A 25,665-nucleotide genomic window follows, 5' to 3' on the forward strand; every position below is an offset into this window, starting at 1 on the left:
TCTACCCAGCTACGTTTCAACCGACTACAGTTGCTGACGTGCTCTTAGCCTCCGCAATGAAGGTGTTGAAAACCTCATGGCGCGGCAGGGTCCAGAATCCCGAGCCACGCGACGCACGCCAGGACCACCACCGCCAAGGCGATCTCGGCGAACAGGCTGCGGCGTAAGATCTCGACAGCCTCGGCGTGCTCCCCACCAGTCGCCAATGCCGCTTCCAGGCGCGGACTCAGCCGATAACGGTTTGCGGCTGCCAGCACGAGCATTCCCGCTAACAACGCGAGTTTCCCCAACAGCAATCGGCCGTAGAACGTCGTGACGATGGGGGAAAGCGAAGGACCCGCGATCAGCACGTAGTTGACGGCACCGCTAAGCGTCAGCGTTGCGACGATCACAGTTCCGATTCGAGCAAATCCGTTCGACGTTCTGCTCAGGATTTCGATCGAACTGCGAGTGTCGTCCGGCTTGATAGCAGAAAGCATCAAGAAAGCGAGCAACGCCCCGGACCAAGTACCGGCCGCCCATAAATGAGCGATGTCCGCTGTGAGATGCATGTAGCCGCGCACACCGTCGTCCATCGCCCCGTGTCCCGACCACGCGAGCGTGGCGAGAGCTATACCGCTTGCAGTGGTTAGTCCGACGAAGCGGGAAGTCATGTTCCGCTTCGTCGTAGCAAGCACGACGCAAGCCGCCAAGGCAAATATGCGCACTATCCAAGCGACACCCATGTGGGTACCCGTCAGCATCATGCTGAAGATGTCGCTCGACAATTCACCATAGCTCTGCGCGCCAGACATGGTCTTGGCCAGAACGGCCATGCTCAATAGCGACAACACGATGCTGATGGCGGCCGCGCACCCGATCACGGCTCGAAAGCGGCGCGCGATCGGTGAAGATCGCTCGCTTCCGTGCAAGGCGTAGACGCCGAACGCGGCGACGCCGAACGGCGTCGCCATGTTCGCATAGAGCGCGAAGCGCAATGCGATATTCAGCCAGTCATCGACCACCGGTTCATTTCACCTGGAAAGTGAAGTTGCCGGTGATCGTATGAGTGTCCGACGAGACGGCGCGCCACTCCACGCGATAGGCACCTGGCTGCAACGGTTGCGCCGGCGTGATGACCATGGTCTTTCCATCGCTGGCGCCCGACACGTTCACACTGACCTTCATGGGTCCGTGATCGGCCATGCCAGGCATGCTTGTCATGACGAGACTCGCGGCAGAGAGCTTCGTAACGAGAGTTTCGGAGAACTTCAGCTCAATGTTCGACGGCGCGGCAACTTCGGACTTGTCCGCTGGCGTCGAGGAAAGCAGCTTGGGATGGGCAAATGCTGCCGTGGCGAGCAGTGCTGCACTGAGGAATACGGCGACTTTGGATATGAAACGTGGCATGGACATGGTGGCTCCTTTGCGTGACTTGAACTGCTGAGTGAGTGTGGTGGGCCAATACAAAACCTGACGGCGATTTAGCTTCGATTTGCGATGTGCGACTTCAATGCGGAACTCCTCTGTTTAGGCGAAGGGATGATTTTTCACGGCCTGTCGCGCCGCAGCCGAAGCGCGTTGCCGACGACCGAAGCCGAACTCAGGCTCATCGCCAATGCGGCGATCAAAGGCGACAACAACCAGCCCGTGACCGGATACAAAACACCGGCAGCGATAGGGATGCCCAGCGCGTTGTAGAAGAACGCGAACACGAGGTTTTGCTTCATGTTGCGTACCGTGCTCACGGAGAGCGCACGCGCAACGACGATCCCGCGCAGATCGCCCTTGACGAGCGTCACTTGCGCGCTGTTCATCGCCACGTCGGTCCCAGTGCCCATCGCGATACCGACGTCCGCCTTGGCGAGAGCCGGCGCATCATTGATGCCGTCGCCGGCCATGGCGACGATGCGACCTTCTTTCTGAAGGCGTTCGATCAGCAAGAGTTTGTCTGCCGGCTTGACCTCGCCATGCACGTCGTCGATGTCGAGCCGCGCACCTACCGCCTTGGCGGTGGTCTTGCCATCGCCAGTCGCCATGATGACGCGCAGGCCCGCTGCCTTTAGCGCAGCAAGAGCTTCGGGCGTGCTGGCCTTGACCGGATCGGACACCGAAAGCAGGCCGGCGAGCTGGCCGTCTACGGCCAAGTACATGACACTGGCGCCCTCGGTGCGAAGCGTCTCGGCCTGCGGAACAAGCGGTGCGACCGACACGCCCACTTGCTCCATCAACACCGTATTGCCTAGCGCCAGTTGCTGGTGTTCCACGTTGCCACGCACGCCCAGGCCGGAACCCGACTCGAAGGTCTGAGGCTTGACGAGAGTCAAGCCTTGGGCACGTGCGGCCTGCACGATGGCTTCAGCCAGCGGATGCTCACTGCCTTGATCGAGGCTGGCAGCAAGGCGCAGCACCTCCTCGGCTGCGAAGCCGGCGGCCGGTATCACGCAGTTAAAGACGGGCCGCCCTTCGGTCAACGTGCCGGTTTTGTCGATAACCAGCGTGTCAACCTTGCGAAGATTCTCAATAGCCGCCGCGTCGCGGAAAAGAACACCCTGTGTTGCGGCACGGCCGGTTGCGACCATGATCGACATGGGTGTCGCGAGTCCTAGCGCGCAGGGGCAGGCAATGATCAACACAGCTACGGCATTGATCAGTCCGTAAACCCAAGAGGGTTGTGGCCCGAAAAATCCCCAGACGAAGAAAGTTGTGATGGCAATAGCAACGACAGTCGCCACGAAGTATCCGGCAACGATGTCCGCCATGCGCTGCATCGGCGCCTTGGAGCGCTGGGCCTGCGCAACCATCTGGACGATCTGCGACAACACGGTTTCCGATCCGATCCGCTCCGACCGCATGACAAGCGAACCATGGGTGTTGAGCGTCGCCCCGATGACCTTGTCTCCTTCGCGCTTGCTGACTGGCAGCGGCTCGCCCGTCAGCATGGATTCGTCCACCGAGCTGGTGCCCTCGAAGACCACTCCATCGACGGGGACTTTCTCACCTGGCCGAATGCGCAGCAGGTCGCCGACGTGGACATGGCTAAGCGGTATGTCCTCCTCGCCACCGTCAGCGCGGATGCGGCGCGCAGTCTTCGGGGCGAGCCCAAGCAAGGACTTGATTGCGGCGGAGGTCTGCGAGCGGGCTTTGAGTTCCAACACTTGGCCCAGCAGGGTGAGCGAAATGATGACGGCTGCGGCCTCGAAATAAACGCCCACGCGACCCATGGACATGAAGGACTTCGGAAACACCTCCGGCGCGACCGTTGCGACCACGCTGTAGATGAAAGCCGCGCCCGTGCCGAGGCCGATGAGTGTCCACATGTTCGGACTGCGATTGATTACGGACAGCCACCCGCGCGCGAAGAATGGCCATCCGGCCCACAGAACGATCGGCAACGACAGCACCAGCTCGACCCAGCTCTGCACCGTCATGTCCATGAGATGCAGGCGCTCGCCCAGCATTGCCAAGGCCAGGACCACCAGCGTCAGGGGCAGCGTCCACCAAAAGCGCCGTGAAAAGTCGCGTAGCTCCGGGTTATCGTCGTCGAGTTCGGGCAGTAGCGGCTCTAGGGTCATGCCGCATTTGGGGCAGGTGCCCGGATGATCCTGGCGGATCTCGGGATGCATCGGGCAGGTATAGACCGTCCCAGGTGCCACGACCGATGGCTGTTGAGCGGTTGGACTGGATTGATGGCAGCTGTGAGTGAGGGTGTCGTTTCCGGCGGTGCTAGAAATGTCGCTGACGTACCGTGCTGGATCGGCGTCGAACTTGCGCTTGCAGCCCGCGCTGCAAAAGAGGTGCGTGTGTCCGCGATGAATGGATCGGTGCGCCGACTGTGCAGTAACCGTCATGCCACAAACCGGGTCACGCCGCGTCGTATCAGTCGGCAATGCGGAATCGGATTGAGGCAGGCCATCGCCTTGTACGGGCACGCCGCCATCAGGGCTGTGGCTCCCAGGTGTCCCGAGGGCTGCAGCACTCAGGGGCACACCCTCTTGCGAATGAGCGTGTTTCGATGGCTTGCCAGGGTGGTTCATAGGGATGCTCCCAACCTTTTGGATGGACCAATGCCTACGCCCAGCCGCCGGCCAAGCGATGGCCGGCAGATAGAGGCGGCAGCCGAATGCCAGAAATGCCGGTCCCAATGAAATTCGTCATCGGGAAACTGTAGGTAGCGGCTGCTGTCGGGCGAATGACCTCCCCGTTACCTTTCTGTAATCGTTATGTCATTCAATTGGGCGCGCCGGCCGGCGATCCTGATACGTAGGCGTAGTCACGCCGCCGAACGTCAGGGCTTTACGGGCGCGATCGCGTCAGGACTGCTCCCGATAGGCACTGGGCTTCGGGCTCGACTGCTTGGCCCTGTGCAGCCGGTGCCGCATCAGAAGCTGGAACGCTGCGGGCAGCACGAGCATGGACAGCAGGGGCGCGGTAAGCATGCCGCCGACCATCGGCGCAGCGATGCGCTGCATCACTTCCGAACCGGCCCCGTGGCCGAGCAGGATTGGCAGCAGACCGGCCAGGATGACGGCGACGGTCATGGCCTTCGGCCGGACCCGCTGCACCGCACCTTCGCGGATCGCCTCGTCCAGTTCGGCCAAGCCCGCGTGCGGATCGGTGGCCATCCGGCGATCCCACGCGTGGCGCAGGTACAGCATCATCACGACGCCGAATTCGGCGGCGACCCCGGCCAGCGCGATGAAGCCGATCATCGTCGCCACCGACACCGCATGGCCGAGCAGCCAGATCAGCCACAGTCCGCCCACCAGCGCCAGTGGCACGCTGGCCATGATCAGCATTGCCTCGCTGGCTCGACGAAACACGACGTAGATCAATACCAACACGATCAACAATACGACCGGCACCACCAAGGTCAGTCGCTGCATTGCCTGCGCCAGATACTCAAACTGACCCGACCACGACAGCGTGACGCCTGGCGGCAGGCGCACCTCGCGGGCCACGGTCCGCTGTAGATCGGCCACCACCGCACCGAGGTCTCGGCCGGCGGTATCGACGTAGACATAGGTTGCCAGTTGACCGTTCTCGCTCTTCAGCATCGGCGGCCCGCCGACGACCTCAATATCGGCTACTTGGCCCAGCGTCAGCTGCGCGCCGTTTGCTGCGACGATCGGCAACTGCGCCAGCGCGGCCAGCGAGTCGCGCGCCGCGCGTGGATAGCGCAGTACGATCGGATAGCGCTCGCGCCCCGCGACCACCTGGTCGATCGGGTCGCCGCCAACCACCGTCGCCACCAGCTGCTGCACCTGCTGCTGGCTCAGTCCGTAGCGAGCCGCTTCGGCGCGGCGGACTCGCACGTCGATGTAGCGTCCGCTGGCGGCGCGTTCGGCAATCGCCGAGCCCATACCGGGTACGTTACGCGCGACCGCCTCGATCCGGTCGGCCACCGCTTGCAGGCTAGCCACGTCGCTGCCTAGCACCTTGATCCCGATCGGGCTCTTGATTCCGGTGGCCAGCATGTCAATTCGGTTGCGCAACGGCGGCACGAACAGGTTGGTCAGACCCGGCACGTGCACCGCTTGATTCAGCTCCATCTTGAGCTTGTCCATCGTCATGCCGGGACGCCACTGCGCTTTCGGCTTGAACGTGATCGTGGTTTCGAACATCTCTATCGGTGCTGGATCGGTGGCCGTGTCGGCACGGCCGGCCTTGCCGAACACATGCTCGACCTCAGGCACGGTCTTGATCATGCGATCGGTGAGCTGCAACAGTTGCGCGGCCTTGCCCGAGGACAGGCCCGGCAGCGCGGTAGGCATGTACAGCAACGTGCCCTCGTCCATCGCAGGCATGAACTCGCTGCCGAGCCGGCTAATAGGCAGCAGTGCGGTAAGCAGCAACAGTCCGGCCAGCGTAAGAGTCGTCTTCGGATAACGCAGCACCGCTTCCAGGATCGGCCGGTACAAAGCGATCAGGCCGCGGTTGAGCGGGTTGGCGTGCTCGGGCCGGATGCGCCCGCGGATCAGGTAGCCCATCAGCACCGGCACCAGTGTCACCGCCAGCCCGGCCGCTGCCGCCATCGCGTAGGTCTTGGTGAACGCCAACGGCTTGAACAACTTGCCCTCCTGCCCGGTCAGCGCAAACACCGGGATGAAGGACAGTGCGATGATCAGCAGGCTGACGAACAGCGCAGGACCCACTTCTGCCGCAGCCTCGGCGAGCAGCGACCAGCGCACCTGGCCCCGCGGTTCGTCGCCGCCGTGCGCGTCGCGCCAGTGCTCCAGATGTTTGTGCGCGTTCTCGATCATCACCACTGCGGCGTCGACCATCGCACCGATCGCGATGGCGATGCCGCCGAGCGACATCAGGTTCGCGGTCACGCCCTGCAGGTGCAGCGCGATGAAGGCGGCGAGCACGCCCAGCGGCAGGCTGACCACCGCCACCAGCGCCGAGCGCAGGTGGCCGAGGAACAGCAGGCAGACCAACGCGACCACCAGGAACTCTTCCAGCAGCTTGTCCCAAAGGTTCTCCACCGCTGCGTCGATCAACTGTGAGCGGTCGTAAGTCGGCACGATCTCGACGCCGGCCGGCAGGCTGCGCTTAAGTTCGGTGAATCTCGCCTTGACCGCCTCGATCGCGGCCTTCGCGTTCTTGCCCGAGCGCAGCACGACGATGCCGCCGGCCACTTCACCCTGGCCGTCCAGTTCGGCGACGCCGCGCCGGAAGCTCGGCCCACGCTGTACCGTGGCGACCTCGCGCAACAGCACCGGTACGCCGTTTGCACCGGTGGTGACGGGTACATTCTCGAAGTCCGTGCGGCTGCGCAGGTAGCCTTCACTGCGCACCATCAGCTCCGCCTCGCCTTGCTCGACCACCGAGCCGCCGCTGGCACCATTGGCCGCGCGCACCGCATCCACCAGTTGTGCAATCGTGATGCCGCGTGCGGCCAGCGCCTGCGGATCCGGCACGATCTGCCAGGCGCGCTCCATGCCGCCCAGGCTGGCCACCTCGGCCACGTCCGGAACGGTCTTCAGTTGGTAGCGTAGGAACCAGTCCTGCAGCGCACGCAACTCGCCGAGATCGTGCTGGCCGGTACGATCGACCAGGGCGTATTCGTAAATCCAACCCAAACCGGTGGCATCGGGCCCCAGCGACGGGTTGACCCCGGCCGGCAGGCGGTCGCGCACCTGGCTCAGGTACTCCAGCACGCGCGAGCGGGCCCAGTACAAATCCGTGCTGTTGTCGAACAGCACATAGACGTAAGAATCGCCGAAGAACGAGTACGCACGCACTGTGCGGGCGCCAGGCACCGACAGCATCGTGGTGGCCAGCGGATAGGTGACCTGATCCTCCACCACCTGCGGCGATTGCCCGGCCCAACTGGTGCGGATGATTACTTGGGTATCGGATAAGTCCGGCAAAGCGTCCAGCGGCGTGCGCACGACCGAGAACACGCCGACCGCGGCGAGCGCCAGCGCGGCCAGCAGTACGAAAACGCGGTTCGCGATCGCCGCGCGGATGATGGCGGCGATCATGGGTGATCTCCCGGATGCGCGGGACGGGACGTGGCGTGATCCACGTCGCCTGAGGCCGGTACCGGCGATCCTCGTTCGTCACCCAAGCGTTCCAGCGCGCCGGACAGACTGGCCTCCGAATCGATCAGGAACTGGCCCGACACGACGACCTTCTCGCCACCGTGGAGGCCGGTCAAAATCTCCGTGAAGCCATCAGCCGATCGACCCGTGCGCACGGCGAGCGGGCGGAAATGGCCGTCTGCTTCCACCACGATCACCCGCGTCTGCTGGCCGGTTGCGATCAGTGCGTCGTCGGGCACCACTGGCAGCGCCTCGCCATCGGCCGGACGCAGTTGCACGACAACGAACATGCCCGGACTCAGCCGGCCATCCGGGTTTGCGAGTACGATGCGCGCTCGCTGAGTCCGCGTGACGTTATCGACATCCGGCAAAAGCGCCTCAACGCGGCCGTGAAACTCCTGACCGGGCAGTGCGTCGGCCGTGACGGTGACGGATGTACCGCCGCGCACGGCGCCTGCGACCGCCTGTGGCAGCGCCGCTTCGACCCAGACCGTAGCCAAGTCGCTCAACGTCATCAGCGTTTGCCCGGCGCTCACCCGCTGTCCCTCGCGCACATCCAGCGTGGTGACAACGCCCCTCCGAGGCGCATGCAGCGTGATCGCCGCTCCCGCACCGCCGCGTGCTGCGCGGATGTCCGCGGAATCCAGGCCCAGCACCTGTAGCCGCTCGCGCGCGGCGGCGCGCAGAGATTGCGCATCGGCTGACTGTGCGCCCTGCAGCGCGTCGTACTCGGCCAGCGCGCTGCTCCATTGGGGCGCCAGCAGCTCAGCCAGTGATTCGCCCTCCGACACTTGCGTGTACGGCGCACGTACCCGCAGTTTGCTGACCACCGCATCGACGCGGGCGCTGACCGTGACCGTCTCGCGGGAGTTCCACGCTACGGTGCCGGGGACTTTCACCACTGCGGACAGCACCCGGCGTTCGACCGGCGCGATGCGCACGCCCAGATTCTGCACGACGGCGGGATCGATGCGCACCACGCTCGGGTCCGTCGCGGCATCGGCATACTTCGGCACCATTTCCATGCCCATCGGCGACAGGCCCGGCTTGTCGAAATGTTGTTCCGGCACCATCGGGTCGTACCAGTACAGCACCTTGCGGGCAGCCGCCGACACAGGCGCCGACGGATGGGCCGTCATGGGCGCGGTGGTGGCCTGACGACGGCCACCGAAATAGCCGAGCACGAGCAATACGGCGGCCGCGATGACGGCGGCAAAGATGATCAACGGACGCTTCATGGCGTCACCTCCGCAGGAAACAGGTAGGCAAGCGAGGCCCACAACCGTGCGCGTGATGCCAGCGCGTCAGCGTAGTTCAGGCGCAGCTCGATCTCGGCGCGGCGTGCATCCAGCCACGGTTGCAGCGAACTTCCGGCGCGGTAGCCGGCCAGCGCGGTTCGCGCGCGGTCGCGCGCGAGCGGCAGCAGGGTTTGCTGGTAGCGCTCGATCTGCCCATCCCAGCCTTGCCAGCTGGCAATCGCCCGCGTCACCGCTTCGCGCTGGGCGCGGCGCGCGTCTTCGTGATCGGCTTGCACGGCGTCGCGTTGCGCCTGGCGGGCGCTGATGCCGCGGTCTTGCCGGTCGTGCGTGAACAGCGGCAGGCTGACGCCTACCTCCAGCATCACCATGTCCGACATGCCAGGGGCGCGCTTGCCGTAGCTGGCACTCACGCTCCAGTCTGGGTGTTTCGCTGCGCGAGCCTGGTCAAGCGCCGCCTGCGCGAGTTGCTCACGCGCGGCCCACGCTTGAAGCGGCGCCTGTTGATCGACGCTGGACACCAGGCGATCGGCGGTGACCGGCAGCCGGCTGAAGTCCTGCGTCGCGGCAAGCACGCCGGGCGGCACCCCCAGCCATCGTTGCAGGCCGGCTTGCGCAGCCGCCAGATCGGCGTCGGTCGCTTCCAGTCGATTGTCCAGCGCAGCGAGTTCGGCTTGCGCCGCCAGCGCATCGACGGCGCTGCCTTCGCCGCCGCGCAGGCGCGCTTGTGTGATCCGTACAGCCAGCGCCGCCTCGTCGTGCAGGTCGAGCAGCAGTCCACGTCGCTGCTCGATCGCCCACACGTCGATCCACGTATCGGCGATGCGTTCGCGCACGTTTTGCTCGACGGCCACGCGCTCGGCCTCCGCCGCGTCTACCTGCGCGGTGGCCAGCGACCGCTCGGCCGTGCGCGCTGCACGCGATGGGATCGCCTGCGTCACGCCGATGGTGCGCATGGTCATTCCGTCCGATCGCAAGCTGAATGCGCCCGGTTCGGTGACGGGAAAGTTGGAAAGCCCGAACTTCAGGGTGGGATCCGGCAACCGGCCAGCCCGCACGGCTTCCTCGTGCGCAGCCGCGGTGTCGCTGGCGCGCGCCTCTATTTGCGGCGCCCGCGCCAAGCCCTGCCGCACTGCCGCCTCCAGCGTCAGCGGTGGTTCGGCGGCCTGCGCGATCGCAGCTGCCGCTCCCCACACGAACAAAGCCAAGGCCGTCACCCTCGGGTGACGGACGAAATGAATGGACAACATGGGTGAACACTCCGTTGATCTGCAATTCGCGCCGTGCCGTGCGGCATGGCGCCCGTCGGTGGATGCCGCGACGCGTCAGATCAAATGAGGAGTGAGCAGAACAACAATCGGGGGGGTACGAGTGGCGGCGCGCAGAAGCGGTTGCGTCGAATCAGGCTTCGCTCCGACGGCAACGCCACGATGGCTATGGACAGCACTTCCGGTGGCAACATGGCCAGCGTGCTGAACGGTACCGAGGCGGTGCGCATGTCCGCCTGCGTGGCATGGTCGGGCTGGCAGTGTGGGCGACAGAGCGGATCGGCCGCCGGCGCTGCCATACCCTCGCAGCCGTCGCCCATCCTCGCCATTGCAGACGTGTGCGCCGCCGCCGCGGCCGCGCCAACCGCTGCCGGCACGGCCCCACACGCGTAGGCTGCCATCGCTACTTGCTGCCATAACAACAGCAAGGCCACCAGCCACGACAGGCGGCGACGAGTACGAGGGCGGAATGCGCGTTTCATGCCCGAGTCACGATAGTGCATTCCCGTCGGGTGCGTCATTGATCCAAGTCAAACGGACAGCGCGGCGCAACCGATGTGCGGCGTGCGCTCGTCCTCGCGGCCCATGGCTCGCAAAGACCAGTATCGGGCCATCGCAGCCGAGCAACACTACATCGTAGCGTTCGGGCGTACCCATCTTCGTGATCCTACAGTGCAGGCAGCGGCAGCGAGCGGCCGTTGGCGTCAAGCACGTCGAGCACCATCATCAATCCGCCTCCGCCTTGCTGTTCTTGGTTGTTGTTGGTCGTGTGATGCGGGATATGGCAGTGCACCAGCCAGCGACCTGGCTTGCGCGCGGTCCAGATGACGTCGTACCGCTGGCCGGGGCCGACATTCACGGTGTCGGCCTGGAACTGGGCATCCGGCGGCAGATCCACCCCATCGCGGGCGACCACGGTGAACGGGCCACCATGAATATGCATCGGGTGCACGAAATTGGTGTTGCTACCGACGAAACGTATCTTGATCGTTTCGCCGAGGCGCATCTTTACCGTGTCGGTGGACGGATAAGCCTTGCCGTTGATCGTGAAATAGTTGGGCAGACCACCTTCCATGTTCATTGCCGGATAAGTGATGCCGTCACGCACGAGCCATTCCTGCAGCAAGAGGGTGTACTCGTGATCGGCTTTCACTTCTTTCGCTGGATCAGCCGCAGCCGTTGCCTCTTCGGATGGCAGATTCAATGCGGCGAGACGCTTGAGGTTGTCCGGGTTATGGGTGGGGTGCACGATCAGTGCACCATATAGGCCGAGGCTCTGCTGGCGATCCGGGTGATCGTGCGAGTGATAAAAGTAGGTGCCCACCTGCGCGACCACATAGTCGTACGTGAAGGTGGCGCCGGGCGCGATCGGCTTCTGCGTGACCACGGCCGGACCGTCCATCGTGTTGGGCACAATCAGTCCATGCCAATGCAGCGTGGTCGATTCGGGCAAGTGGTTGGTGACTACGAAACGAACGTGATCGCCTTGTTCAAGTTCGATGCGCGGACCGGGCACCTGGCGATTGACCGCGTAGGCGTTTACCGGTCGATCGGCGAGGATGCTCCACTGGATCACTTCGAGATCGAGGTGAAACACCTTTACCCCGTCAACGATCCGTGGTTGCAGCGGGCGATCGCCCTGCGCATCCACTGCGGCGGTGTACACGCTATCGCGCGGGTCGATGGCTGCCATGTCGCGCATGGTCGCGGCCGGCGTCTCCTGCGTGGTGATCATGCCCGGCGGCATGATCAGCTTGCCGACTTCGTGAGCGGAAAGCCGCATGTTGAAGAAGGCTGAGGGTAACGTCGTGCCCGCGATCAGCATCAAACTGGTGAAGGCAGTGACCGCCACCAGCTGTGCGCGTGTCGGCTTCTTATCTCCGCCGTGCATGCTGTGGTCCGAGGGAGCCCCGCGCTTGTCGTCATCGTTTCCCATGGTCGCTGACATCGTCATGTGGCCGGCGTCCGTCGAGGCCATCGCCCCATGATCGTGTGACGCGTCTTTCGACATCTGAGATGGCTCATCGGGTCGTGCACTGGCCTGGGGGCGTACCGTCATCAGCCCATGCTTCATGCCGCGCGCCACCAGCCACACGTTGACCGGATAGCACAACGCGTAACCGGCCGTGACGCCGAGCGACATCACGAACCAGAACAGCGGTTCGCCCGGCCACATCGCCCGCATGTCGCGTCCCATCATGAGAATCACCATGACCGGTGCCATACCGGCCATCATCGCGTTCATCGAAATGAACTCAGGCATGAAGGACTTGCGCACGTTCTCCACGTACGAACCGCCCATCATCTTTCGCATGAACAGCGACTGGAAAATCAGCAAGCCGAACAGGAAGCCGGCCGCGTATTCGATAATCAGATCGACCCACATCGGCAAGCCGATCAGCGACACCACAACGGCCGCCAAGATGATGCCGGTGGCGTCGCCGGCGACGCAGTGCACGGCCGAGCCCACACCCTGCTTCCACAGTGGCCGCACGAACGCTTCGTGCGCGCCCGGCGTCGGCTCCTTGTCCGCCATCACGTAGAGCAGCAAGCCGATCGGCCCCATGTACAGCGTCACCAACACGAAGCCCCACTTCATCACGGTGGGTTCGGGATTACCGCGGAACTGATCCCATGCGACGTATGCAGCGGAAAGCACCGCTATTGCGAGCCACGCATAGACGAAAACATCAATCGGTTGGATCAGCATGTCGGCATCCTAGATTCTGCGCGCCGGAGGCACCCGTTCCCATCGTGGCTAGCACCGCCATACATCAAAGTCGACCAACCTTGCCGGAGCGCGGGAATGCGCGGGAAAGCCATTGCTTTATGATCATTCCCCCGACACCGATGTGGATTGCCACTGGATCGAAACGATCTTCCAGCTCTTGCCGTCCTTCTTGAGGCTGAGCACTTCGCGGCTGCGCAACGTGGTCGGCTTGCCCTTGAGCGTGGTCTGGATGTCACTCTCGCTGCCGACCATCGCGGTACCGCCCATGGGCATGGAACCGAGCGTGACAGGCGTGATTTTCGCGTTCTTCAGGAATGCGATGTCCTCGCCGAGGTGGCCATTGGCGTAGTCGTCACGCGTCTGGATACGGCCGCCCTCACTGATGGTGGCGTTGGCTGCTAGCAGCGCGAGTGCGCCTGCGCGGTCGCCGTTCTGCAGGGCCTCGTGGAACGCCTTGGCCACGGCCTCTGCCTCCGGCACCGCCTTCGGTTTCATACCGTCCAGCGACAACGGTGCTTCGGCTGCTGGCGCAGCGGCTGCCGTGTGACCGTGCCCGTCTTCTGCTGCCGCTTTATCGTTGTGATCAGCGTCGCCGGACATGTCCATTCCCTGCATGTCTGGTGCTGCGGCATGAGCGCCCTCGTCGGCGTGGCCGCCATGACTGTGGGCATGATCGCCCTCGTCGTCCATATCCATGTCTTCATCCGGCGGCGCCTTGGCCACGATGGCTTTGTATTCGGCCGGCGTCATGCCAGGCAGCTTCTCCAGAAAGGCCACCATGCTCCAGATGGTCGGGTCGTCGTGGCCGGCCTTGCCCCATGCCGGCATCGCGCTCATCTTGATGCCGTGCTTGATCACCCAGAAGGCGTCCTTCGGATCGACGTGCACCTTGGAGAGGTTGGGAGGCTGCGGGTACATGCCCACCCGCAGCTCGGAGTCGTTCACACCGGGCGAAAGATGGCAGCCCGTGCACATCGCCGCGTACTGGCCGGCGCCCTTCAGGATCAGTTGCGGGTCTTCGAGGTTGGGTACGCTCAGATCGTTCGAGTGCAGGTGGATCGAGCGGTTGCGCAGGGTTTGCAGCACGGCGAACACCGGCTTGGTGTGATGGTCGTCCGCGCCGATGTTATAGAGGCCGGAATAGACGAAGGCGCCGGCACCGACGGCCAGGACCCCCAAGGTGACGGCGACCGTGATGAGGTATGCGCTGTGCTTTTTCATAGGTCAATCCCTCAGAACCAGAAGCGGATGCCGGCCACGATCTGCCGGTCGAGTACGGGTTCGTGATCCTGCCGAGCGTAGTCGGCCGTGGTGCCGACACGGCGGACCCAGCTCACGCCGATGTACGGAGCAAACTGGCGGTGGATCTCGTAGCGCAAGCGCAGGCCGAACTGCACATCGGATACGCCACTGCCGATGCGTCGTAGCGGGTCGTCCTTGCCGTACAGGTTGATCTCGGCTTCCGGCTGCAGGATCAGCCGCTGGGTGAACAGCAGTTCGTATTCGGCACGCAGGCGCGCTGCTGTGCGACCGCCGGCGCCCACGTAAGCGGTGGCCTCCAGCTCGAACCAGTACGGCGCCAACCCCTGCACACCGAACGCGGCCCATGTCCGCTTCGGACCCTCGCCGAAATCCTGGCGCGCGCCGAGCTGGGTGCCCCAATAGGTGGCAATGCTGTGATTCCAAAAGGCTTCCAGCCCACCATCGTCCAGCTTTCCGCGGCTGCGTTCGCCTTCCGTACGAATCCACAGCTTGTTCGTGTCGTTGCCGTACCAGCCTTCGGCTTCCCAGGCTTGACCATTCGCGTCGCGGCCGTGGAAAGCCTCCAACTGGTCGATCAGCAACATGCCCAGCGGCGTGTTGTCGGCCATGTCCATGCCCTGCATGGAGCCGTAGCCCACACCGTCGGAATAGTCGGGACTACGCGCATCAGGGGGCGGACTGCCACCTTGCATGGGGCCCATCGTCATTCCCGACATCGCGCCCATGCCGGCCATGCCGCTCTGGTCCTTCTGCGACATCGCACCATGATCCATGCCGGCCATGCCAGCGTGATCCATTCCTTTCATCGCCTCCGGACTCATGCCGGTCATCGACCCGTGATCCATCCCCGACATGTCGCCGGTCGTTGTCGTCGATGCAGCAGGGTTGGCGGGTTTCTGCATGCCCTGCATGCTGTCGTGATCCATGCCGGGCATGGCGCTGTGGTCCATACCATCCGCGCCGTTCATGGGGCTGGGAGCGGAGGTCGCCGGAGCGGGAACGGGTTTCTTCTTAGCCTTCTTGACGGGCGTTTTCGTCGCCGGTTTTGCCGTACTGCTCGGGGTTGCGGGCGTCGTCATGCCGGACATGCTGCCGTGTTCCATGCCGGGCATGGAACTCATGTCCGTGGACGAGGTACCGCTCGCAGGCGGTGCGCTCTGCGCCATGACCGCCAGAGGAAACGCCAGCAACAGCGCGGCCAGCAGCGCCGAACGATGCGGAACAATTAGGTCGTCGCGACGAGGCATGTTCATGACACCACCACCTCGCGGAACATGCCCGCTTCCATGTGATACAGCATGTGGCAGTGATAGGCCCAGCGACCGAGGTTGTCGGCGCTCACTCCGTAGGTAATGCGCTGCGCGGGTTGCACGTTGATGGTGTGCTTGCGCACCTGGAATTTACCGTCCGGGCTTTCCAGCTCGCTCCACATGCCGTGCAGGTGGATCGGGTGGTTCATCATGGTGTCGTTGACCAGCACCACGCGCAGTCGCTCGCCGCTGCGGAAGTGCACTGGCGTGGCGTCGGAGAACTTCACGCCGTCGAACGACCACATGTAGCGCTCCATGTTGCCGGTGAGGTGCAACTCGATCTCGCGGCTGGGTTCCCGTTTGTCGATGGAGCCGCCAAGGGTGTGCAGGTCGGCGTAGGTGAGCACGCGGCGGCCGTTGTCGCGCAAGCCCGTGCCCGGATCGTCGAGGTTGGTACGCGGCATGTCGACGTGCATGTCGACGCCGGGATTGTGGTATTCGGTACGGGCATGGCGCACCACCGGTGCGGCCGCCGCTGCCATGCCGCTCATGTCCATGCCGGGCATGTCCTGCATCCCGGTCATGCCCGACATCCCTTGCATATCGCCGTGTCCGGCGCTGCCCTGCGCCATCGCGCCCATCATGTCCACCATGCTCACGGGCATGCGCGGATCCATTGCCGGCACGGTCGCTTCCATGCCGATTCTCGGTGCCAACATGCCGCGTGCGTAGCCTGTGCGGTCGATCGACTGGGCGAAGATCGTGAACGCCCGGTCTTCCTGCGGCTCGACGAGCACGTCGTAGGTCTCGGCCACTGAAATGCGGAACTCGTCGACTGGCACCGGCGCCACGTCCTGGCCGTCGGCGGAGATCACCGTCATCTTCAGGCCGGGAATTCGCACGTCGAAAATCGTCATCGCCGAGCCGTTGATGAAGCGCAGCCGGACCTTTTCACCGGGCTTGAACAGGCCGGTCCAGTTGCCCGCCGGGGCGGTGCCGTTCATCAGGTAGGTATAGGTGTAACCCGAGACGTCGCTGAGATCCGTCGGATTCATGCGCATCTGATTCCACATCTTGCGCTCGGCCAGCGCCTGACGAAGCCCCCGATCGCGTACGTCGCGGAAGAACTCGGGTGCGGTGGGCTGCGCGAAGTTGTAGTAATCGCTCTGGCGCTTCAGCGTGGCGAAGATGTGCTCGGGGCTGGCGTCGCTCCAGTCGTTGAGCATCACAACGTAGTCGCGGTCACTCGGGTTGCGCTCCGGTCCGGCCGGGTCGATCACCAGCGAACCGTACAGGCCGGTCTGTTCCTGGAATCGCGAATGCGAGTGGTACCAGTAGGTGCCGCTCTGGCGCACCGGGAAGCGATAGGTGAAGGTTTCGCCCGGCGCAATGCCGGGGAAGCTGATGCCCGGTACGCCATCCTCGCGGAAGGGCAGGATGATGCCGTGCCAGTGAATGGACGTGGGTACCCGCAGTCGGTTGGTCACCCGCAGCGTGACGGTGGTGCCTTCCTTCCAGCGCAAGGTCGGCCCTGGAATGCCGCCATTGACCGTGGTGGCGACCCGTGGCCGGCCGGTGTAGTTGACCATCGTCTCGGAGATATCGAGCGCAAAGTCGGTCCCGCTCAGGGTGGCGGGTTGACCCGCGCTGGCCAGCGCCCAGGCTTTTGACGGGCGCAGCAGACCAAGTGCGGCGACCGTGCCGCCGAGGGCGAGACCATGGACGAAACGACGCCGCGACAAGTCCATCGGGGGCGGGTAAAGGGATTTCATGCGGCTCCTCTAGAGTCATCGCTTTGACTTAGCTGTGGGTCCGCCGCGAAGCTGGGTGCAGAAAGGCGCGGTCTAACACCACCGGTCAATCGTAGGTAGCGGCTCCTGTCGAACCAGTGACGCGATGATTACATTGATGTAATACTTTCGTCATGTTGGCGGCAGGAGCGCTAAGCTAGCTTCCACGCGAATGGACAAAAATCCCAACGTGACTTGCGAAGTTCGAAGACGCGAGCACGACAAACCGGTGTGAGTGTGCGATGAAGCTGCTGGTCGTCGAGGACGAGAACAAAACTGCGGACTACGTCCGCCAAGGCTTGGCCGAAGCCGGTTTTACCGTTGACCTTGCCCGCAACGGGCTCGATGGCCACCACATGGCCATGAACGAGCACTACAACCTCGTCATTCTGGACGTCATGTTGTCTGGAATGGACGGATGGCAAATCCTTCGGGAGATCAGAGCCTCCGGCAGCCAGGTCCCCGTGTTGTTTCTCACTGCGCGCAGCAACGTGGACGATCGTGTCCAGGGCTTGGAACTCGGCGCAGACGATTACCTCGTCAAACCGTTCGCATTTTCCGAGCTGCTGGCTCGCGTACGCACCCTGCTGCGCAGGGGCATTGCACCCATGCACCATGATCGTATCCAGATAGCAAATCTTGAGCTGGATTTGGCGCGCCGGCGTGCCACGAGAGCAGGACGCAGGATCAATCTGACGAACAAGGAGTTTGCGTTGCTTGAGCTGTTGGCGCGGCGTCAGGGTGAGGTGCTCCCTCGTTCCCTGATCGCTTCTCAAATCTGGGACATGAATTTCGACAGTGACACCAACGTGATCGATGTTGCCATTCGCCGGCTACGCGCAAAGATCGACGACAACTTCGAGCCGAAGCTCATCCAGACCGTGCGGGGAATGGGCTACATGTTGGATGTTCACGATGACGGCTAGGCTCGCCATTTTCCGTCGTCCTGCCTCGCTGGCATTGCGCGTGACCACGCTCGTCGGGGTGGCCATGACGGTCGTATTCCTGGCCTTCAATTGGGTCAGCGACCAGTCCCTCAGACAGCACTTTGCAGAAATGGATGGCGACGAGTTGAACGTCGTATTCAACTCCGTCGTCCGGGCGTTGCGCGAAGTGGATTCTGACGCCGATAAAACCGCTCTCCAGCGTGCCGTGAGAGGACATCACGGGGTTTATTACTACGTGGCAGATGCGAACGGCAATACGGTTTATGCGGAAGACATTGGTCCGGACCTGTCACGGTTGGTCGCGATCAGCAAACCTGTCGATCATGTAGACAATCGGAACCTGAAGGTCTGGCAGGAGGGCGGGAAGTCCTACCGCGGAGCCGTTGTTCGTGTGGAAGCGAATGCCGACCATAGAGCCTATCTCGTAGCCGTTGCGGCAGACATCGGCATACATCTTGTCTTTCTCAAAAGTTTCGAACGGATGCAGATATGGGCGGTTTTCATCGTCATGTGCATCGCGATACTGGTCGCATGGCTCGCGGTGCAATGGGGACATCTTCCGATACGAAAGACGAATGCGGAGATCCGCAAAATTAGCTCGTCAAAGCTGGATATGAGGCTGAACCCCAAGGACGTCCCGATCGAACTTGAGGAATTGGTCATCTCGTTCAACGACGTGCTGGGTCGGATTGAAGATGGTTTCGCGCGGTTGGCGAATTTTTCCGCCGATATCGCCCACGAATTGCGGACCCCGACGACCAATTTGACGACGCAGACCGAAGTGGCGCTTAGGCAAGGCCGGTCCACCGCGGAATACCGTGAAATCCTTTACTCAAACCTGGAAGAGTTGAACCGCATGAGTCGAATGATCAGCGATATGCTGTTCCTCGCTCAGACGGAGAACGATCCGCGGAATCTCCATCTGACGGATGTGGATTTGGCGCAACTGGTCAAAGGGATATTCGAGTATTTCGAGGCATGGGCGGAAGATCGAGAAGTGTTGTTGCAACTTTACGGATGGGCTGCGCCGATTCGAGCAAACCGAGAAATGTTGCTTCGCGCACTGAGCAATCTCTTGTCGAACGCGATTCGTTATACGCCGCGAGGTGCATCGGTGACGGTGAGACTGGTCCAAGGTGTATCCGCCACCACCGTCACGGTCGAGAATCCTGGCGATAAGCTTCCTCCAGAAGTCTTGCCACGACTTTTCGACCGCTTCTATCGCGCCGATCCCTCGCGTCAACGTAAAGGAGAGGGAGCTGGCTTGGGGCTTGCCATTGTCAAATCAATCGTTGAAGCACATGGAGGCAAGGTGCTCGTAACGTCTGACGATGCGATGACTAAGTTCCAGGTTACGTTACCCCATATCGCAGCGACCATTCGTCCGGCGTCAGGAAGGCTCTAGCCGATACATTTTCATTGTGCGTCAAGAGATGGTCGGCCCACGTTGCCGACCGATCTCTGAGTTTGTCGTACCAGCGCCTTCCGTCGCTTATGAAAGGCAAATCCACCGCCCCTTAAAAGCGTGTCGGCTCGGTTCCGATCTCGGGCACCGATTCTAAGGCCGCCTCTTCAAAGAGGCGGTTTTCTTCTTGTGCGCTTGGTCGCTCGGCCGCGCTGGACTCCTCGATCCCAATCAGGGGGCATCGATATACCTTCGACGGCAACGAAAGGGACACCGCCATGCTGGTGTTCGCTGGCTCAATTGATGGAGGGTCCGCGACTTCGACCGAACTCCCAAGATACGTTGCTGCCCCTTACCGTCGCGGCAAGCTGCTGTCCCAGCCTCTGCTCGATTACCGGCTTCCACGGCACCAAGCTGAATCCCTTGCCGTCATCGAGCATCGCGTAGCGCCCGCTGGCGAGCGTGAGACTGCGGCGGTAGATGCCCGCCGCGCGCTCGCCGTCGGCCAGCGGCCGATGTGTCAAGCCAGTTTCGGTCGCGATTTCCTGCGCGACCTTCGCTAGCTCGCGGCCGCGCAACGTCGCCAACAGGTTCCGCGCCAGGATCACCCTCTGCCCGCGATGCTCGGCTAATCCCTGTTCGGCCAGGAAGTCGGCGCGCTGGCGCAGCGCGTCCTTGACCTCGGCGCCGAAGCCCAAGTCGCCCAGCCCCTTGCCACCGCCGACCAACTGCTGGTCGAGCCAGGTGGCACCGATCACGCGCGCCTGCCGTTCGATCGGCAGGTGCGATTTCAGCTCCACCGCCACGCCGCCGCCAAGACGCTGCGCGTCGTACTGGCGGCCCCGTTCGGCCAAGTCGCCGGGGACGCGCCAGACGCCTTCGGCCTCGCGCTCCACGATGCCGGCGCGGCGCAGGGCTTCGAGACGGCGCACATGGGCGGCCACCACTTCGCGCGGGTCGCGGTCGGACGTGGCCTGGCCTTGGGCGATGGCCAGGTGAAGATCGGTGCGGTACACGCCATCAACGGCCAGCGCAGCAATGTTGCGGTCGGCCGCCCGTACATCTGCCGCACCTTTCACCTCCACCACGGCGCCGGTCGGGTACTGCTCCAGCTCCGACCGCGGCGGCAGCGCGACGTAGTGCGCCTTGCCGTCGGTGCCATCGACGATCAGATAGCCCTTGTCGTACAGCTCGTCGGCCAGCCCCTTGCCGGCGACTCGGCCGACAAGCGTGCGGCCGTCGTTGGTCGGTTCGAACACGGCCAGCTCGCGAGACTTGCCACTCATCGCTCGCTGCATGGTGCGGATGATGTCGCCGCGCTCGCCCATCGCCCGCAAGGTCGGTTCGGCCTCGGCATGGATGGTCCACACTCCGGGCTGCGGCTCGGTCGCCAGACCCATGCGCTGCAAGCGTTGCAGGCGGCCGATCAGCACTTGCCGCTGGCGTTGCAGACGAGGTTCGGCGAAGCGTTCGACGCGCACCAGGCCGTCGTCGCCGGCCTCGCGCTGCAAGGTGCGATCCAGCCCCGTCCATCGCTCCTGTTCCACCTCGCGCTGCATGGCGCGCTGCATCTCCAGCTCGGTACGCGGCCCCAGCCATTCGGTCGCCAGCTCCGACGCCCGCCGGCGCATCCCCTCGGCGATGTAGTCGCGCGAAATGATGAGGTCTTTGCCGGTGTCGTCCTTGCCGCGCAGGACGACATGCGTGTGCGGGTTGTCCGTGTTCCAGTGATCGACCGCCACCCATTCCAGCCGCGTGCCCAGGTCGGCCTCCAGGCGCGCCATTAAGTGCCGAGTGTAGGTGCGCAGGTCGTCGAGCTGTTCGGCATCCTCCGGCGAGACGATGAACCGGAACTGGTGGCGATCATCGGCGCCGCGCTCTTTGAACGCTTCGAGGTCGGCATCGTCAGTCGTCGGCCCGTAGGCACGGCCCGGCCCGCCCTGGCGATCGACGCCTCCGCGCTCGATGTAGCGTAGGTGCGCAGCGGTCGAACGCGGCCCAGCCTGCGCCAGATTCACCAGCCGGGCCTTGATCGTCACGCGCCGCGCATTTACCCCAAGTCCCCGCCCGGCGAAGCGCGCCGCGACGTGGCCGCGGCCCAGCCGGGAACCGGGTCGTTGACCGATCCTGCCGGCCGTTTTGCCGAGCTTCGCGCCGGCCTTGTTGGCCTGCCGCAGCACCTTGTTGACGAACGCATCGCCGCGATGCTTGGGCGCACCAGGTCGAACGCGGAAACGATCATCGTCGCGGCTGCTCATGCGGCGGCTCCATCCAAGGCCGTCGCAGTCCAGCGGAAGAAGCACGCGGCTTCGCCCATGCGAATGCGGCATTGCGCACCTTCGCGGCACGCTGCCGCCCCCTGGCGCGTGCCGCGCCACCCCCATGTGCAGACACGGTTTTCAAGCGGCCATGTGCCGCGACCTTTTATCTTGCCTTCCGCCTTCGCCCTGCGCTGACGCTCCGGGCATCGGCGGCCCGGCGGCGCTGCGCTGCTTGCAGCCAGCGCGCCGACGAACGCGGCCACGGCCGCAGGCCGGGCGCGTCTGAGGCAAGATGCCTGCACGTGGGGACGCCGCGCCGGATGTTGCGCGAAGTGCGGCGCGGATGCGTTCGCACGCCACGCGCTACGACACGGCGACGGCCAGCGGACCGACACGCCGGATGGCACGATGAAGCGCAGCGAATCGGCGGCCATCATCGGCGTGTCTCCAGCCAGAGCGGATGCGCGACGCCGAGCACGGCGGATGCGGGTATCGGGCCGAAGTAGCGGCTGTCGAACGACGCCGGGTTGGTCACGCTCAACAGGAACAGCTCGCCCGATTCGAGGCGGCGGCATTGCTGCCAGGATGGCAGCGGCCGCCCCATGCGGTCGGAGGGCAAGACGGCGGCCACCGGCACGCCGTCGATGCGCACGCTGCGACCGACGATGCACACCTGCTGCGGCGCGACCGCACCGATGCGTTTGAGCAGCGGTACGCGCGTCGGCAAGTAGCCGCGCTGCGCGGCCAGCGCTGCAGCGGCGGCCGGCAGCGGGACGAGCACGATGCTGTCCACGGACAGCGGACGTGGCAGCGCGTCGGTGCGATGTTCGAGCGGATCGACGCGATACCAGCCGACCGCCACGCTGTCGGATGGGTTGTAGGTCAAACGCGGCAGCGGCGACACGAAGGACGCCCAGGCCAGCGCAGCGAAGCCACAGGCGGACAGAGCCGCCAGCACGATGCGAGCGCGTCGGCGCGAGCGAGGATGCGGTGTGGTGCTGGATGGGGAAATGGCAGTCATGGCAGCGCCCTCCCTGCCAGCCAGGCGGCGTGCCGCTCGGCGGTGTATGCGGGCACCGGCAAGCGTGCAGCGAGCCGGTTGCCGAGCGTGCGCCAGTACGCGGGCGACACGTCGGCAGGCGCGATGCCCTGCACCTCGATGGCGTCGAGCTGTGCCAGCACCGCGCGCACGGCGGGTTCGCCCTCGGCGTGCAGCAGCAAGCGCGCGCCGGGCAACACGCCGGGGATACGCTGCGCCGCGTCCAGCGGCATGCAAGCCTGCATCACCATGAGCTGCCAGCGGGTCGTGCCGTAGTCGTTCGCCTGCCAGCGGATGCGGCAGAACATCGCACCCGGCAGGAACACCGCGACACGCCGCCAGCGGTCGAGCCGGACGATGCGCGCCGGCTCGCCGAAGCGCAGGTAGAGGTCGATACGCTGCTCAACGTAGGCGAGCGATACGCGAGTCAGCGGCGCGACGCCGGCCTGGCCGGCGGGCAGCGCGGGCGACGGCGGCGGCGCAGCCGTGGCCGCCAGAGCGGATGCTTTCATGAGGTCTTCTCCGGGAACTCGCGTTCCAGCAGCGCGCGCAGCAGCTCGGCGACGGTCACGCCTTGCGTGAACGCCGACACCTTGATGCGTGCGCGCATCGCGGGCGTGATGTCGAGGGTCAGGCGTGCGGTGTAGAGGTCGCCTTTCTGGAGGCCGTCGGCGTCGCCTTGGCGAACCCACGCCTCGGCGTGCGGGTTCGCCGGCGGACGTGCGCCGATGGCGATGCGTTTGCCGTTGCGCTGGTTCATGTCGGCCACCGCAGCAGCTCGTCGGTCAGCGCGGCGATCTCGCGCGCGGCGGCGCTGTCGGGCGCGGCGGCGCTGTCGGGCGCCGTCTCGCGTGCGAGCCGGCCAGCGGCCACGCTGTCGGCGAACACGATGCGCTGATGCACTTCCGAACGAAGCGCCGGCAGCGGCTGCTCGGCGAGCGCGCCGCGTGCCTCGCGACCGATGATGGTGGTGCTGACACGCCGATTGACGACAAAGGCCGCGCGCAGCGCCGGCCGGAACACTTGCGCTTCGCGGATCAGCGCGACCATCTCGGCAGAGGCCCACAGGTCGTAGGGGCTGGGCTGCACGGGAATCAGCACGCGCTCGGCCGCCAGCAGCGCGGAGCGCGCAAGCGCGGCGATGCGCGGCGGGCCGTCGATGACGACGTGGTCGGCGCGGCGGGCCAGCTCCGGCGCTTCCTGGTGCAGCGTCTCGCGGGCGAGGCCCACGGCGCTGAACAAGCGCGGCAAGCCCTGCTGGCTTCTGCGCTGCGTCCAGTCCAGTGCGGAGCCTTGCGGGTCGGCATCGAGCAGGACGACGTGCTGACCGCGCATCGCTAGCTCGCCGGCGATGTGCGTGGCGAGCGTGGTCTTGCCGACGCCGCCTTTCTGGTTGAGCAAGGCGACGATCATGGCGCGGCCCTCCGTGTTGGAAAGCCGGGCTTTCGCGGCTGCGCTGCGTGCCGTTTTTCGGTTGTCCACCGAAACGGCGCGTTCTTACCAAAAGTTAGAGTCTTTAAGTTAGGGAAGTTAGAGCACGCCGAAACCCGCGCCAGCATTGGCTTTCCGGCGATTTCGCACGCCTGATAGCACGAGTGGGACACGCCTGATAGCACGATACCCGGCACGCCTGATAGCACGAGGCCGTTCACAAGTTTTCCCCGAGTTATCCCCGTGCCGTGGACGGCACGGGTCGAAAGGTCAACAGTTCCTCGCGCGTATCCAGCGTCCTCTCGATGCCGAGCACATAGCCGGGCAGCGACTGCCGCGCGACCAGCGCTCGCAGGTCGCAGGCGAAGTCGTAGGGCTTCGCCGTACTCCCCGACTTGCGATGCAGGTGGCGGAAGTCGAATTGCCAGCCACCAGGCTGCTTGCCGCCGTGCTTGCGCACCAGGCGGTACAGCCATCGCTCGATGCCGCCGGTCAGCCGGAAATACGCCGGGTCGATGGTCAGCACGAGGGCGGCGTCGAGCACGCCGGCATAGAACCAGTCCGGCAGGATCAACTCGATGCCCAGCGGCGTGCCGCGGGCATCGGCCAGCTCCTTCCATTCGTTGATCCACGAGAAGCGATGCAGGCGCCGCCCGGTCGTCTCGCGGATGGAAGTCGCTACGGTCGTCGATTGCAGCCGGTCGAGCGCGGCCTTGAGGCGCTGGTAGTCGCGCAGCGACACGCCGCGTCCGATGAAGCGCAGGATCTCGTAAGGCGTCGCGTGCATAAGCCGCGACGGGCGCAGACCCGCGTCGCGCGCTTCCACGATCTGCGAAGCCGTCCAGATCAGCACGTCCGCATCCCAAATCGTAGCGATGCCATGTTCCTGCGTGCCCTCCACGCGCACGGTGACGCCGCCGGCGCGGAAGTCGATCGGCGCGGTGCGCCGCGACTTCGCCAGCGAGAAGAACGGAAAGGCCATCAAGTCCTGGCTGTCGCGCGGCGCCATGCCGTCGCCCGGCAAGGCGCGGAACAGGTCGAGCTGTTCCCGCTCCCGCGATGGGCTGGGCATGACGATGGCCACAGGCGAGCCACCGATCAGCGCGCACGGCTGTCGGCCGAGTGGTGCTCGGCGTATTCGGGGTCGGAGGTGGCCTCGAAGCTGCGCTGGTCGGCCCAGGCATCGAGGTCGGCCACCGCGTACATGACGCGGCGGCCGAACTTGCGGAACTTCGGCCCGCCGCCGATCACGCGCTGCTTTTCGAGCGTGCGCGGCGACAGCCGCAGGTACTCGGCGGCTTCGTCGTTGGTGAGGTAGCGCTGGGGTTGTGCGGGCGTGGTGGTGGCAGCGGCAGCAGGCCGCAAGGGTGCGGGTCGCATCGAGTGAACCTCCATCGGTCAGAAGCGCCGGCAGCACCAGCGCAGCCGGATGGAGGCAGTCTCAAGATAGCGATTCGTTGCGCGGAGGGTCGTCTTGCAGCGCAGGCAAAGCGAC

The 25,665-nt window shown here is 64.5% G+C and carries 20 protein-coding genes; 2 read left to right on the top strand and 18 right to left on the bottom strand.

Going from position 1 to position 25,665, the window contains the following annotated elements:
• Positions 1-74: 74 nt before the first annotated feature.
• The 11 genes from copD to LAJ50_RS05965 form a co-directional block, all read right to left on the bottom strand.
• Positions 75-1,004 carry a copper homeostasis membrane protein CopD gene (copD, locus tag LAJ50_RS05915; RefSeq protein ID WP_110301525.1) on the bottom strand — a complete coding sequence of 310 codons (930 nt, stop codon included), beginning with the start codon at positions 1,002-1,004 and terminating at the stop codon, positions 75-77.
• 4 nt (positions 1,005-1,008) lie between these two features.
• The gene (gene copC, locus LAJ50_RS05920) at positions 1,009-1,395 is read right to left on the bottom strand and encodes a copper homeostasis periplasmic binding protein CopC (protein WP_074546722.1); all 387 of its coding nucleotides are present in this window, start codon (positions 1,393-1,395) and stop codon (positions 1,009-1,011) included.
• Positions 1,396-1,529: 134 nt separating this feature from the next.
• Complete coding sequence (locus LAJ50_RS05925) at positions 1,530-4,016, bottom strand: heavy metal translocating P-type ATPase (RefSeq protein WP_074546721.1); 2,487 nt, start codon at positions 4,014-4,016, stop codon at positions 1,530-1,532.
• Between the two features lie 276 nt (positions 4,017-4,292).
• Positions 4,293-7,469 (bottom strand): CusA/CzcA family heavy metal efflux RND transporter, encoded by a 3,177-nt coding sequence (locus tag LAJ50_RS05930; protein ID WP_138652293.1) that lies wholly within the window; start codon positions 7,467-7,469, stop codon positions 4,293-4,295.
• A complete protein-coding gene (locus LAJ50_RS05935) occupies positions 7,466-8,767 on the bottom strand; it encodes an efflux RND transporter periplasmic adaptor subunit (RefSeq protein WP_138652291.1) in 1,302 nt (433 codons plus the stop codon). The genes LAJ50_RS05930 and LAJ50_RS05935 overlap by 4 nt, the downstream gene beginning before the upstream one ends.
• Positions 8,764-10,035 carry a TolC family protein gene (locus LAJ50_RS05940; RefSeq protein WP_138652289.1) on the bottom strand — a complete coding sequence of 424 codons (1,272 nt, stop codon included), beginning with the start codon at positions 10,033-10,035 and terminating at the stop codon, positions 8,764-8,766. Before LAJ50_RS05940 ends, LAJ50_RS05935 begins: the two co-directional genes overlap by 4 nt.
• A gap of 80 nt (positions 10,036-10,115) precedes the next feature.
• A complete protein-coding gene (locus tag LAJ50_RS05945; RefSeq protein ID WP_074546968.1) occupies positions 10,116-10,535 on the bottom strand; it encodes a hypothetical protein in 420 nt (139 codons plus the stop codon).
• A 185-nt stretch (positions 10,536-10,720) separates the two neighbouring features.
• Positions 10,721-12,763 carry a DUF4396 domain-containing protein gene (locus LAJ50_RS05950; protein ID WP_138652287.1) on the bottom strand — a complete coding sequence of 681 codons (2,043 nt, stop codon included), beginning with the start codon at positions 12,761-12,763 and terminating at the stop codon, positions 10,721-10,723.
• Positions 12,764-12,886: 123 nt separating this feature from the next.
• Positions 12,887-14,005, bottom strand: coding sequence for a c-type cytochrome (locus tag LAJ50_RS05955; RefSeq protein ID WP_130531513.1), 1,119 nt, complete (start codon positions 14,003-14,005; stop codon positions 12,887-12,889).
• 11 nt (positions 14,006-14,016) lie between these two features.
• On the bottom strand, positions 14,017-15,300 hold the full coding sequence (locus LAJ50_RS05960) for a copper resistance protein B (protein WP_224096492.1): 1,284 nt from the start codon (positions 15,298-15,300) through the stop codon (positions 14,017-14,019).
• Positions 15,297-17,069, bottom strand: a complete 1,773-nt coding sequence (locus tag LAJ50_RS05965; RefSeq protein WP_138652285.1) for a copper resistance system multicopper oxidase — start codon at positions 17,067-17,069, stop codon at positions 15,297-15,299. Before LAJ50_RS05965 ends, LAJ50_RS05960 begins: the two co-directional genes overlap by 4 nt.
• Before the next feature lie 260 nt (positions 17,070-17,329).
• On the opposite strand from LAJ50_RS05965, the gene LAJ50_RS05970 reads away from it, so the two are divergent.
• A complete protein-coding gene (locus LAJ50_RS05970; RefSeq protein WP_074546714.1) occupies positions 17,330-18,013 on the top strand; it encodes a heavy metal response regulator transcription factor in 684 nt (227 codons plus the stop codon).
• On the top strand, positions 18,003-19,439 hold the full coding sequence (locus LAJ50_RS05975; RefSeq protein WP_130552206.1) for a Cu(+)/Ag(+) sensor histidine kinase: 1,437 nt from the start codon (positions 18,003-18,005) through the stop codon (positions 19,437-19,439). The genes LAJ50_RS05970 and LAJ50_RS05975 overlap by 11 nt, the downstream gene beginning before the upstream one ends.
• Before the next feature lie 296 nt (positions 19,440-19,735).
• On the opposite strand, the gene LAJ50_RS05980 is transcribed toward LAJ50_RS05975, so the two are convergent.
• The 7 genes from LAJ50_RS05980 to LAJ50_RS06010 all read right to left on the bottom strand — a co-directional run bounded on the left by LAJ50_RS05980 (position 19,736) and on the right by LAJ50_RS06010 (position 25,550).
• Positions 19,736-21,697 (bottom strand): relaxase/mobilization nuclease and DUF3363 domain-containing protein, encoded by a 1,962-nt coding sequence (locus tag LAJ50_RS05980; protein ID WP_130531515.1) that lies wholly within the window; start codon positions 21,695-21,697, stop codon positions 19,736-19,738.
• 436 nt (positions 21,698-22,133) lie between these two features.
• Positions 22,134-22,721, bottom strand: coding sequence for a S26 family signal peptidase (locus tag LAJ50_RS05985; protein WP_130531517.1), 588 nt, complete (start codon positions 22,719-22,721; stop codon positions 22,134-22,136).
• The gene (locus tag LAJ50_RS05990; RefSeq protein WP_130531518.1) at positions 22,718-23,251 is read right to left on the bottom strand and encodes a DUF2840 domain-containing protein; all 534 of its coding nucleotides are present in this window, start codon (positions 23,249-23,251) and stop codon (positions 22,718-22,720) included. The genes LAJ50_RS05985 and LAJ50_RS05990 overlap by 4 nt, the downstream gene beginning before the upstream one ends.
• The gene (locus LAJ50_RS05995) at positions 23,248-23,499 is read right to left on the bottom strand and encodes a chromosome partitioning protein ParB (protein WP_074546966.1); all 252 of its coding nucleotides are present in this window, start codon (positions 23,497-23,499) and stop codon (positions 23,248-23,250) included. Before LAJ50_RS05995 ends, LAJ50_RS05990 begins: the two co-directional genes overlap by 4 nt.
• Positions 23,496-24,152, bottom strand: a complete 657-nt coding sequence (parA, locus tag LAJ50_RS06000; protein ID WP_138652281.1) for a ParA family partition ATPase — start codon at positions 24,150-24,152, stop codon at positions 23,496-23,498. The genes LAJ50_RS05995 and parA overlap by 4 nt, the downstream gene beginning before the upstream one ends.
• A 253-nt stretch (positions 24,153-24,405) precedes the next feature.
• Positions 24,406-25,242, bottom strand: a complete 837-nt coding sequence (locus LAJ50_RS06005; protein WP_171044563.1) for a replication initiator protein A — start codon at positions 25,240-25,242, stop codon at positions 24,406-24,408.
• Positions 25,243-25,268: 26 nt separating this feature from the next.
• A complete protein-coding gene (locus LAJ50_RS06010) occupies positions 25,269-25,550 on the bottom strand; it encodes a helix-turn-helix domain-containing protein (protein WP_199535268.1) in 282 nt (93 codons plus the stop codon).
• Between the last annotated feature and the right edge of the window lie 115 nt (positions 25,551-25,665).

Source organism: Pseudoxanthomonas sp. X-1 (assembly GCF_020042665.1).
GTDB classification, from domain to species: Bacteria; Pseudomonadota; Gammaproteobacteria; order Xanthomonadales; family Xanthomonadaceae; genus Pseudoxanthomonas_A; species Pseudoxanthomonas_A spadix_A.